Annotated in this window: 12 protein-coding genes; 7 read left to right on the top strand and 5 right to left on the bottom strand. The window is 57.7% G+C overall.

Annotation, left to right across the window (positions count from 1 at the left end; translation table 11 throughout):
* The first annotated feature begins 198 nt into the window (after nt 1–198).
* The 5 genes from patD (at nt 199) to HNI00_RS02785 (ending at nt 4,834) form a co-directional block, all read left to right on the top strand.
* Complete coding sequence (patD, locus tag HNI00_RS02805; RefSeq protein WP_316790494.1) at nt 199–570, top strand: heterocyst frequency control protein PatD; 372 nt, start codon at nt 199–201, stop codon at nt 568–570.
* Entirely contained in the window at nt 570–1,145 is a 576-nt protein-coding gene (locus tag HNI00_RS02800) for a TFIIB-type zinc ribbon-containing protein (RefSeq protein WP_316790492.1), read from the top strand. Before patD ends, HNI00_RS02800 begins: the two co-directional genes overlap by 1 nt.
* Nucleotides 1,146–1,149: 4 nt before the next feature.
* The gene (locus tag HNI00_RS02795) at nt 1,150–2,520 is read left to right on the top strand and encodes a GH1 family beta-glucosidase (protein WP_316790489.1); all 1,371 of its coding nucleotides are present in this window, start codon (nt 1,150–1,152) and stop codon (nt 2,518–2,520) included.
* Nucleotides 2,521–2,628: 108 nt separating this feature from the next.
* The gene (gene murD / locus HNI00_RS02790) at nt 2,629–4,059 is read left to right on the top strand and encodes a UDP-N-acetylmuramoyl-L-alanine--D-glutamate ligase (RefSeq protein ID WP_420156284.1); all 1,431 of its coding nucleotides are present in this window, start codon (nt 2,629–2,631) and stop codon (nt 4,057–4,059) included.
* A gap of 193 nt (nt 4,060–4,252) precedes the next feature.
* A complete protein-coding gene (locus HNI00_RS02785) occupies nt 4,253–4,834 on the top strand; it encodes a Uma2 family endonuclease (protein ID WP_316790484.1) in 582 nt (193 codons plus the stop codon).
* A 21-nt stretch (nt 4,835–4,855) separates the two neighbouring features.
* Here HNI00_RS02785 and HNI00_RS02780 read toward each other — a convergent pair whose 3' ends face one another.
* Both HNI00_RS02780 and HNI00_RS02775 read right to left on the bottom strand, forming a co-directional pair.
* Nucleotides 4,856–6,559 carry an MBL fold metallo-hydrolase gene (locus tag HNI00_RS02780; RefSeq protein ID WP_316790482.1) on the bottom strand — a complete coding sequence of 568 codons (1,704 nt, stop codon included), beginning with the start codon at nt 6,557–6,559 and terminating at the stop codon, nt 4,856–4,858.
* 128 nt (nt 6,560–6,687) lie between these two features.
* Entirely contained in the window at nt 6,688–6,810 is a 123-nt protein-coding gene (locus HNI00_RS02775; protein ID WP_267313420.1) for a hypothetical protein, read from the bottom strand.
* A gap of 332 nt (nt 6,811–7,142) precedes the next feature.
* Between HNI00_RS02775 and HNI00_RS02770 the strand changes: the two genes are divergently transcribed.
* Nucleotides 7,143–7,730 carry a DNA-3-methyladenine glycosylase gene (locus HNI00_RS02770; protein WP_420156283.1) on the top strand — a complete coding sequence of 196 codons (588 nt, stop codon included), beginning with the start codon at nt 7,143–7,145 and terminating at the stop codon, nt 7,728–7,730.
* Nucleotides 7,731–7,941: 211 nt separating this feature from the next.
* Here the strand turns inward: HNI00_RS02770 and HNI00_RS02765 are convergent, their stop codons facing one another.
* From HNI00_RS02765 to HNI00_RS02755, 3 genes are all read right to left on the bottom strand, one after another.
* Nucleotides 7,942–10,017, bottom strand: a complete 2,076-nt coding sequence (locus HNI00_RS02765; RefSeq protein WP_316790477.1) for an ELWxxDGT repeat protein — start codon at nt 10,015–10,017, stop codon at nt 7,942–7,944.
* 372 nt (nt 10,018–10,389) lie between these two features.
* Complete coding sequence (locus tag HNI00_RS02760) at nt 10,390–10,890, bottom strand: P-loop nucleotide/nucleoside kinase family protein (protein ID WP_316790474.1); 501 nt, start codon at nt 10,888–10,890, stop codon at nt 10,390–10,392.
* Between the two features lie 149 nt (nt 10,891–11,039).
* Nucleotides 11,040–11,681, bottom strand: coding sequence for a hypothetical protein (locus tag HNI00_RS02755; protein ID WP_316790472.1), 642 nt, complete (start codon nt 11,679–11,681; stop codon nt 11,040–11,042).
* A 246-nt stretch (nt 11,682–11,927) separates the two neighbouring features.
* On the opposite strand from HNI00_RS02755, the gene HNI00_RS02750 reads away from it, so the two are divergent.
* Nucleotides 11,928–12,167 (top strand): DUF4089 domain-containing protein, encoded by a 240-nt coding sequence (locus tag HNI00_RS02750; RefSeq protein WP_316790470.1) that lies wholly within the window; start codon nt 11,928–11,930, stop codon nt 12,165–12,167.
* Nucleotides 12,168–12,216 lie beyond the last annotated feature (49 nt).

The following is a 12,216-nucleotide window of genomic DNA, read 5'->3' as shown; positions in this document are numbered from 1 at the left end:
GGTGAAAGATTTATGAGAGATGCTAAAAGCTTGCAGATATGAGGAAAATACTGTCAGATTGAGGCGCAAGTTCGCTCAAATGCACCACTTGGCTTAAGGTTGTGAGCAAAGGTTGTGAGTTTGAGTGAGCTATTTCTCTACTATATACAGAATTCTTAACATTCGTTTAAGAATTCTGGTAGGAGTTGCTACATTGTCATGGCTTTATCAGAATGGGAGTCTTGCCGTCCGGTTTACGAAACCCTGCGATCGCTCTCTTCCTCTATGCTGGCACAGGTTTCGGGCGCTGCGGAGTCCCCTGCGGGGGTGGCTGATTTGCGCTTGTTATTCCAACAATTACAGACGCAATTTCAGCAGCAGGTTTTGCCGCTGGACACGAGCAGGCTAGAGGGGGCGATTCCCTCCCTCCACACCGAAATGGCAAAGCAACTGCGGCTATTGAACATGGACCTGATGTTTTTGCAAACGGCGCGGCAGCCCGAAACCGCACGGCAGCGAACCGAGCAAATGGGCGATCGCCTGCGCCTGCTGATGCGCTATTGTGATGCTGTTTTGGGAGAGGAGGCGTGATGGACTGCCTGAAGGATCGGGGCGTGCAACTGGTAGATGTGGTGCTGCGGGGAAACCTGCCCGCTCAGCAATGCCCCGTGTGCGAGGGCTGCTGGATTGCGCCAGAGGATTATCACGACTGGAAGCAGGGTCAGCCCCAGCCCCTACCCGAAACCGTGAACCTGGAGGCCGCCGCCAGCCATCCACCCGCCCCGCTGGACGTGCGGACTGCCCTCTGTCCCGACTGCGGCGGTTTTCTGTCGCGGGTGAAAACGGGCGCAACGATGAACCCGTTTTACGTCGAGCGGTGTCCCCAGTGTGGCGGCATCTGGTGCGATCGCGGCGAATGGGACGCACTCTCCGCGATGGGCATCAGCGCCATCATCGACCAGTTGTTTTCTAGCGATTGGCAAGGCCGAATGCGAACCCGCGAGATGCTGCACCGAGAGCGCCTGGCCATGATCGACAAACTGGGCGAAGACCTAGCGCTACAAGTCTTCGCCCTGGCCGAGCAGCTTGAGCATCACCCCAATGGAGATTTTGGAGTGGCGTATCTGATGCGGCGGATTGGGGGCAGCGAGGTGGGGCTGGAGTGAGCGCATGACCTACACCTTTCCCGACTCCTTCTTCTGGGGCGCTGCGACCTCGTCTTATCAAATCGAAGGGGCGATCGCCGCTGAGAGCCGCAAGCCCAGCGTGTGGGATAGGTTCGCCGCAACGCCGGGGCGCGTGCTGAACGGGGATACGGGGGCGATCGCCTGCGACCATTACCACCGCTTTCGGGAAGACGTAGCGCTGATGGCAGACCTGGGGATCAAGCACTATCGCTTTAGCATCGCCTGGCCCCGGGTGATCCCCGATGGGCGCGGCGCAGTGAACGAAGCAGGCGTGGACTTTTATCGGCGGCTGGTGGATTGTTTACAGGAACATGGGATCACGCCCTACGCAACCCTGTTTCATTGGGACAGTCCCCAGGCGCTAGAAGACCGCTACGGCTCCTGGCGCAGCCGCGAGATGGCACAAGACTTTGCAGAGTATGTAGCGGCGGTGGTGGAACGGCTGGGCGATCGCATTTCCCACTGGATCACCCTGAACGAAATTGCCTGCTTCACGCACCTGGGCTATGGCGTGGGCCAGATTCCTCCCCACGCGCCGGGAACCGTCGTCGCCACGCCAAAAGACGTGTGGCAGACCTCGCACCATGCGCTGCTGGGGCACGGGCTGGCCTGTCAAGCCATCCGCGCCGCCTCGCCCATTCCCTGCACCGTTGCGCTGGTCGATAACTACGCGGTCACCGTGCCGCTTGCCGAAACGCCAGAACACATCACCGCCGCCCAAACCGCCTTTCACACCGCCTGGGCCAACGGCGGCATTCTTTTCCCGGCGCTCACCGGAGCCTATAGCCCCCTGCTGCTGGAGAAGCTGGGAGCCGACGCGCCCGATATCCAGGATGGCGATTTGCAAACCATCTGCCAGCCGCTGGATGTGCTGGGGCTGAATGTCTACTCCGGCAGCTACGTGCGGGCGGCGGATAACGCCGACGGGTTCGAGACGCTGCCCTTTCCCGCCAGCTATCCCCGGCTGCACATGCCCTGGCTGTGGGTCGTGCCCGACGCGCTCTATTGGGGCGTGCGCCATGTCAGCGAGGTGCTGGGACATCGCCAACTGCCCATCTGGGTGACGGAAAATGGCTGTGCGGTGGAAGACGTGCTGACAGAGCAGGGAGAGGTGCTGGACTGCGATCGCATTTTGTACCTGCGGCAACACCTGCAAGCCGCCCACCGCGCCGTGTCCGAGGGCTATCCCTTGGGCGGCTACTTTGTCTGGAGCCTGCTGGATAACTTTGAGTGGGCCTGGGGCTACGATCGCCGCTTTGGGCTGACCTATGTGGATTTTGACACCCAGCAGCGCATCCCCAAAGCCAGCGCCCGCTGGTATGCCGAGTGCATCCGACACAATCGGGTGGTCTAGGCAGGGTAAAATCATCTTTTGCAAATCTGCCTTGCAACCGGGCGCAAGATTCGGGCGAAAGAGCCGAATGCTGCCTACCTACAAGCGCAGGATTCGGACACGCTGCCTATGCCGTCGGCTTATGTAATTGGATTGGGGAAATCGGGCATTGCCGCCGCTCGGCTGCTGCATCGGCAGGGCTGGCAGGTGACAGTCAGCGATTCCGGCAGTTCCGATGCCCTCCGGTCGATGCAGCAAACCCTCCAGGCGGAGGGCATTGCCGTCCTGCTGGGGCATCGCCTAGAGCCAGACCCCACGCAGATGCAGCGGATCGTCGTCAGCCCCGGCGTGCGGTGGGATCTGCCCGCGCTGGAAACCGCCCGCGCCCTTGGCATCGAAACCATCGGGGAAATGGAACTGGCGTGGCGATCGCTCTCCCGCATTCCCTGGGTCGCCATCACGGGCACCAACGGCAAAACCACCACCACCGCCCTCACCGCCGCCATCTTCCAAGCCGCTGGACTAACCGCGCCCGCCTGTGGAAATATTGGCTACGCGGCCTGCGAAGTCGCGCTAACTCTCGCCGGAGAACCGCACAGCAGCCCCTCTCCCCCTCCCCCCAACCTCCAACCTCCAACCTCCAAACTCCAACCTCTACACTCCCCCGACTGGATCATCGCCGAAATCAGCAGCTACCAGATCGAGTCCTCCTCCACCCTCGCGCCGCGCATTGCCCTGTGGACAACCTTCACGCCCGACCACCTCAGCCGCCACTATACGCTGGAAAATTACTACGACATCAAGGCTTCGCTGCTGGCGCGATCGCCCCTGCAAATTTTCAACGGCGATGACCCCTACCTCCGCAGCACCGCCGACCGATGGCCCAACGCCTGCTGGACGAGCGCGGCAGGCAAGGCGCATCTGCTGGGCGATCCCATGCGGGGAGCCTATGTAGAAGACGGCTGGGCGATCGCCCTGGGAGAGCGCATCGTTCCCATAGACGCGCTGAACATGGTAGGCTCCCACAACACCCAAAACCTGCTGATGGCGGTGCTGGCGGCGCGGCTGGCGGGTATCGAGAAGGGGGCGATCGCCCACGCGGTTGAAACCTTTCCCGGCGTGCCCCACCGCCTGGAACACATCTGCACCTGGCGGGGCATCGACTTTATCAACGACAGCAAGGCCACCAACTACGACGCGGCCCAGGTGGGACTGGCAGCCGTGCCCGCGCCCGCCATCCTGATTGCAGGCGGCGAAGCCAAAGACGGCGACGACACCGCCTGGCTATCCACGATTCAGCAAAAAGCCGCCGCCGTTTTGCTCATCGGCAGCGCCGCCGAAGCCTTTGCAAAACGCCTGGCCAGTATTGGCTACTCGCACTACGAAATCGTCGAAACACTGGATCGCGCCGTAGAGCGCAGCGCCGAACTGGGTCAAGCGCTGAATGCCCAGACCGGACTCCGCACCGTCCTGTTTTCGCCCGCCTGCGCCAGCTTTGACCAATATCCCAACTTTGAGGCGCGGGGCGACCACTTCCGCACGCTGTGTCTGGCACTGTAGCTCTGGTTAGAGGATCACTAGATGACATGGGGGACGCTGACTTGATGCTCGCGACTATTTTGAACGCTAAAAGCACGGTGTCTGGCTTGGCGATCGCCCCCCAGCCCCGTCGTTTATCCAAGAGAGTCCTGGCAGATCTAGACAGGGCCTAAAATGAAGCCAGGATCGATTTGCTCCCTGCCGCTTGCAATCCATGATTCAAACCCGGCCCCGGTTTCTCAGCTTTGAAGAGTATCTGTCTTATCACGACGAGACAGACAATTTGTATGAACTATTTAATGGAGAGCTAGTCGAAGTGCCGCCAGAGTCCGGGGAAAACGTTCAAATTGCGAATCGGCTTTTTCTCGCGTTTGCAATACTCCTGGGCACAGATCGAGTCCGCGGGCACGGGCTGGAACTGGAAGTGCGCGGGGAGCCTAAAAATCGCTATCCCGACCTCACCATTCTTCGAGAAGAACACATTCAGCTTCTCAAAAGCCGCAACACGATTCGGCTGAACATGGCTCCGCCGCTGCTGGTGGTGGAAGTCGTCAGCCCCGGAGACTTGCAGCGCGATCGCGATTACATTGCCAAGCGATCGCAATATCAGGACATCGGCATTCCTGAGTATTGGATTGTCGATCCACAGGACAACACGGTCACGGTTCTGACGCTGCTGGAGACTACTTATTCCCAAGTAGAGCGCTTTCAGGGAGAGGAGGTCGTGCGATCGCCCCAATTCCCTGACCTGCAAATCACCAGCGCACAAATCTTTGGCTCCGGAGCCGATGGCTGAGTAATCCCTCTGCAACTTCCTCTACTCATCGGGTTCTCGCTCGATGGGGTTCGTGGAAAAGTCCATTGGTTCTGCATCGGGATCGGGTGGCACTGGGCTGAATGCAGGACAATAGCCTTCTGGTGTGACTTTGAAGCCAAAGAGGGACGAGGCCTGGCTCCAGCAGCGCTGCCCCCGATAGTGGATGCAGTTGCCGCAGCATTCGGTTCCTGGCAAAATGTCTGGCTCGTCGCCGCGATTCAACAACTCTCGCTGAGACACGCCCCGCAGCACCAAGCTGTCGCCCTGCCAGCGCACTTCCACGATGCCCGTGTCGGCAAAGGACTGCCAGCGTGGGTCGGTGAGCAGCACCGGGGGCAGCGTCACCAGTGCGCCGTCTTCGTACTCGGTTAGTTCGCCTTCATACTGCGTTTCGGGCGCGGCGGGCTGAAGGAAAGTTTCGCCCACAGGCAGATCGACGCGCATTCCGGCCAGCGGCGTATGCAGGTGATAGCGGTTTTGCAGCTCCTCCAGGCTGGCCAGGTCAGCCAGATAGTTGGCCGGGCCATGCACCAGGACGACGTGCTGGGGCCGCAGGTTGTGGATCAGTTGGGTGGTGCCGATGCCGTCGCAGTGTTCGCCCAGTAGGTAGGTGTCGAGCGTGAGGCGACCCGATTTGAGGAGCGATCGCAGCGATTTGGAGGCTTGAATTCGCTGCTCGGTGAGCGCGTCGATCGCCCCTTCGCGGCCCGGCTGCTGGGGCACGAGCAATAACCAGGGCAGCAGGCTGGCGTGGACGTATTGGCTGAGTTCGGTGTCGTAGTGAGTCAGCACGATGGCAGGCGTGGGGCCCGACAGGGCAATTTGCCGCAGCCCCGGATCGAGCGGCAGCCGTCGCACATGGGGGCGAATGCGTTCATCCCAAAATAGGGACTGGTGTCGCGCAAAGTTTTGCACACTGCTGGGGAAATGATGCAGCAGTTCCAAATAGGCATCGCATCCGGCGGCAATGCGCTCGTCTACCCAGATGTCGATCGCCCGTCCAGTAAAGTGGTGATGGCTGCGGAGGAGGATCAGCAGTTCTTGCCCCAGTCCCAGCGTAGGCACAGGAAACAGGACGGATTGCGAAGCGGCGATCGCCTGATGGATGCGCTCTGCAAGCTGGTTTTCCTGCTGGCGGCGGTGGGGAAAGCGGGCCGTGCCATAGCTGCCCTCGGCAATCAGCACATCGGGCTTGAGGCCGCGCAGTTCCTCCAGCGGCAGCCCTTCCGCCAGCCGCGAGTTGGACAGCAGAAAATCGCCCGTATAGAAGACGGTGTAGGTGCGCTCCGAGGTGGCGTAGGTGAGCAGGAGCGCTGCGGCCCCCGGCAGGTGTCCAGCAGGAATCAGTTCGGCGCTGAGGCCATCGGCAAATTCGACGGGCGATCGCCAGGGCAGCGCATGGCAAAAGTCTGGCACGTCTGGTTCATCCAGCCAGTTCAGCGGCAGCAGTTGGGCCGTCACCTCGCTGGCATACACGGGCAAATGGGGAAACGCCCGATGCAGCGCCAGCAATCCCCGCGCATGGTCGCCGTGGGCGTGAGTACACAGCACCAAATCCGCAGGCGGCTCTGCTTCTGCCGTCAGCGCGTCAATCTGTTCTAGTCCACAGTCCAATAGAATCCGATGAGGCCCCATCCGAACCAGCAGACAGACCCCTTCATCGGTGTTTCCTACACCATAGGGCAAGCATTCAAGTTCAGTCACGGCTTCAGCGGGTCGCGTTTCTTGCTCATGAGGAAACCGCAACGCGGCCAGGCAACGTGCGGGGCTGGGGGGAGCCAAGAGAGCGGGAGCAGCGCTCCGAGAGTGCAGTCAGGGTGCGACTTAGTGTGCTAGTGTGCAGAGCCGTTGCCGTGATAGTTGTCTGAATCGTAGAAGCCGTTGCGGGTGCCGAAGAAGAGACAGGCCGCAATAAAGACCGGCGTAATTCCCAGAAGAATGAGTTTAACGTCCATTTTTTTTAAACCTCGTTTGCGGTCTAGTATAAGGCTGAGAGGAATGAAATCAAGGGTTGTTAGAGTTTGTTTAAGGTTGCTTGCTGGGTTGGGGAGGCACGCCCGTTTGCCCCAGTCCCTCCGTTTGCCCCAGACCCTCCGCTGAGCGGTGCAACCCTTAGCCAGGCTCCGCCGGTTTTTGCCAGCCTGTTTTCATCCTACTCAATCTGTTTAGCATCTGGTTAGTGCCAGTTAGTGTTAGTGCGAGTTAGTGCAAGTTAGTGCGAGACAAACTGCCTGTGCGATCGCCCGCTTCCGTACCTCCCCAGCCCCCAACCCCATCCCCAGGGGTCATTCCCCCCGACTGGCTGAGCCGCTGCGCTACCCAGGTCGCGCCCGATCTGCTGGGCTGTGTGCTGGTGCGCCAGTTGCCCAGTGGGGAAATCCTGCGCGGCGTGATCGTGGAAACGGAAGCCTACACCCCCGGCGACCCCGCCTGCCACGCCTATCGCCGCCGCACGCCCCGCAACGCCGTCATGTTTGGCCCGGCGGGCTGGGCCTATGTGTATCTCATCTATGGCATGTATCACTGCTTCAATGTGGTTACCGATCTGGATGGCGTGCCCAGTGCGGTGCTGGTGCGGGCGCTGGAGCTAGACCGGATGCCGCCCGGCCTCGACCCCGGCCGCGACAAGCTGCACCGCGTGGCGGCGGGGCCGGGTAAGCTCTGCCGCGCTCTGCAAATCGACCTCAGCCTGACGGTAACGCCGCTGGCTCCGGGACAGGGGCTATGGCTAGAGGGGCGATCGCCCACATTCCAGGCCCAGCTTGATGCAGGACAAATCTCCTTCGTGCAAACCACACGCATTGGGCTGACGCAAGGCGCAGACCGCCCCTGGCGCTGGTACGTTGCCGAAAGCAAAGCCGTATCGCGGCGATAGGAAGCGAATCCCAGGAAAAACCCAAATACTCCAAATAAAAAATCCGCTGGAGATGTCTGAACAGACATTTCCCCAGCGGCAAACCCTTAGCTAATTTTTAGATTTTGGATCGGCGATTTTGGATCGCCGGTTTTGGTGGGTCAATCCAGAGTTTTGCTAGGCTTTTGGCGATCGCAAGTCAAGCCTTATTCCAGAGAATTTAGCTCAGCCGTTAGGCAAAATCCGCCGCTGTAATTAGGCTTCTTTGCACCCCAACCAGAATCGCTAGCACATCATTCGTGCCCCGCTGCTGAATCAGCGTATTGCCCGCTTCGTCTCCCTTGCCCCGCACCATCCGCACCTGGCTAAAGTTAATCCCTCCAGCCAGCCGCAGCTTGTCGATGCCGTCTTCAAAGTCCATGATCCGGTCCACATCCGGCCCCCTCCGCAGCACGAAGATATCTGCACCGGAGCCGCCCACCAGCGTATCGTTCCCCTTGCTGCCATCCAGCAAATCTTTCCCGTCGTTGCCGATCAGGAAATCGTTGCCGCCCTTGCCCAGCAGGGTATCGTCGCCCGCGCCGCCGATCAGCGTATCGGCAGTTCGCTTGCCGTTTAGGACTTGTCCAGGTGTAGGGCTGCTGGGGCCACCCGGCCCGCCAGGGCCACCCGGCCCACCAGGGCCACCCGGCCCACCCGGCCCGCCAGGGCTGCCACTTGCAGGACGAACCAGAACGTAGACCGTTGCTGTATCTGCCAGCCCTGTGCCGTCTGTCAGGGTGTAGGTGAATCGGGCCAGACCGCTAAAGCCCGCTGTCGGCGTAAAGACGACGGTTCCGGCAGTCGCGTTGAAGGCAGCCGTGCCATTCACCACGCCGCTGACCTGGGTAACGCTGAGGGAACTGTCGTCTGGGTCGGTGTCATTAGCCAGCAATTGGCTGACGTTGATCGTCAGCGGTGTGCCAAAATTCGTCTCAAAGCTGTCGCTCTGGGCCTTGGGCGAGTTGCCCTGCAACGCAAACAATTCATAACCGAAGCCGCCGTTGGTTCCTCCAAAAACCAGCTTGCTCCCAAAAACCTCAAAGTCGCTATTGAAAGGATCCAAACCGCTATTTGCTCCCGGATTGAGATCGGTCACCAGTTTTGTGCCTGCTGCCGTACCATCGGTCATCCACAGTTCCCGCCCGTGGGTTCCGTCGTTTGCGGAGAAAAACAGCTTGTTATCAAAAATCGTGAAGCTGAAAGGGGAGGAACTGCCAATACCAGGGTTAATATCCTTTAGCAACATCGTGCCCGCAGCCGTGCCGTCCGTAATCCATAGCTCATAGCCATTGGTGCCATCGTCTGCGGCAAAGACTAACTTGTTGTTAAAGACGATGAAGTTGTAAGGATCAGAGCTACCGCTGCCGGGGTTGATATCTCTGAGCAACGTGGTGCCCGCAGCCGTGCCGTCGGTGACCCAAAGCTCACGACCATTCGTGCTATTTCCTGCTGAAAAGAACAGCTTGTTATTGAAAACCGTGAAACGGCTGGGGAAAGAAGAACTAGGGCCAGGGCTGATGTTTGCAAAAAGCTGGGTGCCCGTAGCTGTGCCATCTGTTACCCAAAGCTCATAGCCATTGATGCCATCCTCTGCCGTAAAGAACAACTTGTTATTGAAAACCGTAAAATTGCCAGGTGAGGAAGAACTAGGGCCAGGGTTAATATTTGCAAAAAGCTGAGTCCCTGCGGTTGTGCCATCTGTCATCCAAAGCTCATAGCCATTGGTGCCATCCTCTGCCGTAAAAAACAGCTTGTTGTTGAAAACTGCGAAATTAGTAGGCGAGGAAGAACTAAGACCAGGGTTAATATTTGCAAAAAGCTGAGTCCCTGCGGTCGTGCCATCTGTTACCCAAAGCTCGTAGCCATTGATGCCATCCCCTGCCGTAAAAAACAGCTTGTTGTTGAAAACTGTGAAATTGTAGGGGAAGGAAGAATTAGGGCCAGGGTAAATGTCCTTCAGGAGCGTCGTGCCCGCAGCCGTGCCGTCGGTGATCCAAAGCTCACGACCATTGGTGTCATTATTTGCCGTAAACAGCAGCTTGTTGTTGAGGACGTTGAAATAGTAGGGGTAGGAATCGCCACTAATGTTGATGTTTGCAAAAAGCTGGGTGCCCGCAGTTGTGCCGTCAGTGACCCAAAGCTCACGACCACTGGTGCTGTTCTCCGCTGAAAAGAACAGCTTATTGTTGAAGACTGTGAATTCGTAGGGAAGGGAGTTGTTTGTCCCAAGGTAAATATCTTTCAGTAGAGAAACTGAGTAACTCATAATCTGTCCTCTCAGGCGCAGTAATTGGGGGGCTTGCCTGCGGTTTCCTGCAACTTTTAGAGATTAGCGTGTGTCGTAAATAACATCAGAGTCATCAGGGCACACAGCCCTATCGCACAAGGCGCAGGAAGAGCCTTGCTCTAGTAACCGGGGGGCATAACCTATCCGAATTTTCACGCAGTGGGTTTTTCCCTCCGGAGGAATTCCGGAGGGGTGATTGTATATTTTTGTGTTAGCCGTGCTGACGATTTCCCGTATATTCAACGGATTCTGGCAGGCAGTGAGGCGGTGATGGGTTCTCTACTGCGTTTTATGCCTGATGCGGTGGGTGGGTATATCTACTGAGCAGTCTTGATACTAGAAAAACGCAAGCTACAAGACATCCCGATGGATAACCTCAATCCAGAAGCCCTCGTCAACTGATGGTGGCTGAAAAAAACTAGTTACATGGTGAAAAACGTCTTCTGTATCAAACTGTGACCGCTCTGGGTTGGTTTCCCTCCGCTTCCTAATTCCCTCTAGGCAAGTCTCGTCATCAACATCAAGGTATATCAACTGATGAGGTATGTTTTCAGATAAAAGTATCTCTTTGAACCATGCTCTTTGATTGACTGTGTTTGCTGGGAAGTCCATTACTACAGAGATTCCAGCCTTAATTATGCTTCTTACATGATTTTTCAACACGGATCTTAATCGCCTTGAGTATTTTACATAATCATCAAAATTTTTTATTTCTTCAGGATAAATGGTTGATAGCCACTCATCCTCCGACAACAAAATTGCGTTTAGTTCTTTGGCAATCTTGCAAGATAGAGTGGATTTACCAGACCCCATTTTTCCGCAGAAGAATATCAAAGTTCCCATCTGGTTCATTTCTTCTTCCTCGCATAACGGTGAAGGGCCGTCCTAATTTGGGCACCTCGAAAAATTCAATCTTGATTGAGAATGACAAGGATATTTCAACGGTTTACATCCCAAAGATTCGCAACAAGCCAATTAATCGAGGTGCCTACATCAACAGCCTAATTCGCGACAGAGTCCGGCGGACATAGCCCTCTGCCTTCCTCGATGGCGGTATAGACGCAGCCTGCGTATTGACCGGCGGGCGTGCCCGATGGCGTGAACACCATAATCGCAGCGGACCCGGAAGCGTCGCCATGCTTCACCAGCAGGTCATTCCCCAAATAGCCGATGTTGATCAAATCCCGCATTGGGTAGGTAGTGAACTCATCCTGCAACACCCGCTCGCCTGGAACCTGCACCCGGTAGAGGGCGTGGCCCCCGCCTTGCGGGTCAATCACAAACACAGCGCTGAGCTGCGTTTCGACGCATTCTTGCAGAATTACGCCGACGGCTACGTTGCCCGTTTGGGGGTCAATGCCAAAAGAGGGATGGAATCGTTGCCCGTTCAGCGTTTGCTCTGGCTCAATTTGCAGCCTTTCGCAGTTCACGCCGTCCAGAACGCGCACGTTCATGCTGTTTGCCGAAATGGTTTGCGATCGCCCTTCCGAGGTGAGCCGGAGCTGCGTGCCGTCTTCGCTAATGCGAACGCGAGTGCCGCCGCGCTGCCCGCCTGCGATGGACATCTGGGGCAACGCTAGGGCGATCGCCCCCGCGCCAGCCACCAACCCCGCCGCCATCGTCATCCAAAAAACCTTTTTCATCAGGAACTTCCTTTTTCAGAAACACACCAGAGAAATAGACACAATCTGCCTGACGTAAGTTGCGGAAAATCCGAAATATTTTGTGGCGATCTGTTTCAGCATCCGTTTCAACACCCATAAAACTTCGGCCTCCATACAACCTCGGACTTGCAGCGCTAATTTTGGGCGGACAGGGCGCAAGGCTTGATTCTAGAGAACCTAGCCCCTAGACTGAGTGGGACTGCATCCCCTATCTGCCTCCCAGCCATGTCCTCTGCCGACTCTGCCGACTCTGCCGACTCTGTTAACCTGGAACGCTATGCCGAACAGGCAGCCGCCCTCATTGGTCTGCCCATTCCCCCCGACTGTAAACCTGGCGTGATCGCCAATCTAGAACGCACCGCAGCGATCGCCCAGTTGGTCTTAGAGTTTCCCCTGTCGCCAGAGGTGGAGAGTGCGGCAGTGTTTGTGCCGATTGGAGGCGGGACTGGTGGCGTGACGGGGTAATGGCGTGACGGAGCCACCTGGCCCCCCCAACATCCTGTCCCCCAAGCCC

This window comes from Thermoleptolyngbya oregonensis NK1-22, assembly GCF_032705245.1.
Taxonomy (GTDB): domain Bacteria; phylum Cyanobacteriota; class Cyanobacteriia; order Elainellales; family Elainellaceae; genus Thermoleptolyngbya; species Thermoleptolyngbya sichuanensis.
This window is presented reverse-complemented; position numbering and strand designations above follow the sequence as displayed.

Bases quoted from the DNA above. Each gene is read 5' to 3' on its own strand.
- patD (WP_316790494.1), top strand. From the start codon at position 199: ATGGCTTTATCAGAATGGGAGTCTTGCCGTCCGGTTTACGAAACCCTG.
- HNI00_RS02800 (WP_316790492.1), top strand. From the start codon at position 570: ATGGACTGCCTGAAGGATCGGGGCGTGCAACTGGTAGATGTGGTGCTG.
- HNI00_RS02795 (WP_316790489.1), top strand. From the start codon at position 1,150: ATGACCTACACCTTTCCCGACTCCTTCTTCTGGGGCGCTGCGACCTCG.
- murD (WP_420156284.1), top strand. From the start codon at position 2,629: ATGCCGTCGGCTTATGTAATTGGATTGGGGAAATCGGGCATTGCCGCC.
- HNI00_RS02785 (WP_316790484.1), top strand. From the start codon at position 4,253: ATGATTCAAACCCGGCCCCGGTTTCTCAGCTTTGAAGAGTATCTGTCT.
- HNI00_RS02775 (WP_267313420.1), bottom strand. From the start codon at position 6,810: ATGGACGTTAAACTCATTCTTCTGGGAATTACGCCGGTCTTTATTGCG.
- HNI00_RS02765 (WP_316790477.1), bottom strand. From the start codon at position 10,017: ATGAGTTACTCAGTTTCTCTACTGAAAGATATTTACCTTGGGACAAAC.
- HNI00_RS02760 (WP_316790474.1), bottom strand. From the start codon at position 10,890: ATGAACCAGATGGGAACTTTGATATTCTTCTGCGGAAAAATGGGGTCT.
- HNI00_RS02755 (WP_316790472.1), bottom strand. From the start codon at position 11,681: ATGAAAAAGGTTTTTTGGATGACGATGGCGGCGGGGTTGGTGGCTGGC.
- HNI00_RS02750 (WP_316790470.1), top strand. From the start codon at position 11,928: ATGTCCTCTGCCGACTCTGCCGACTCTGCCGACTCTGTTAACCTGGAA.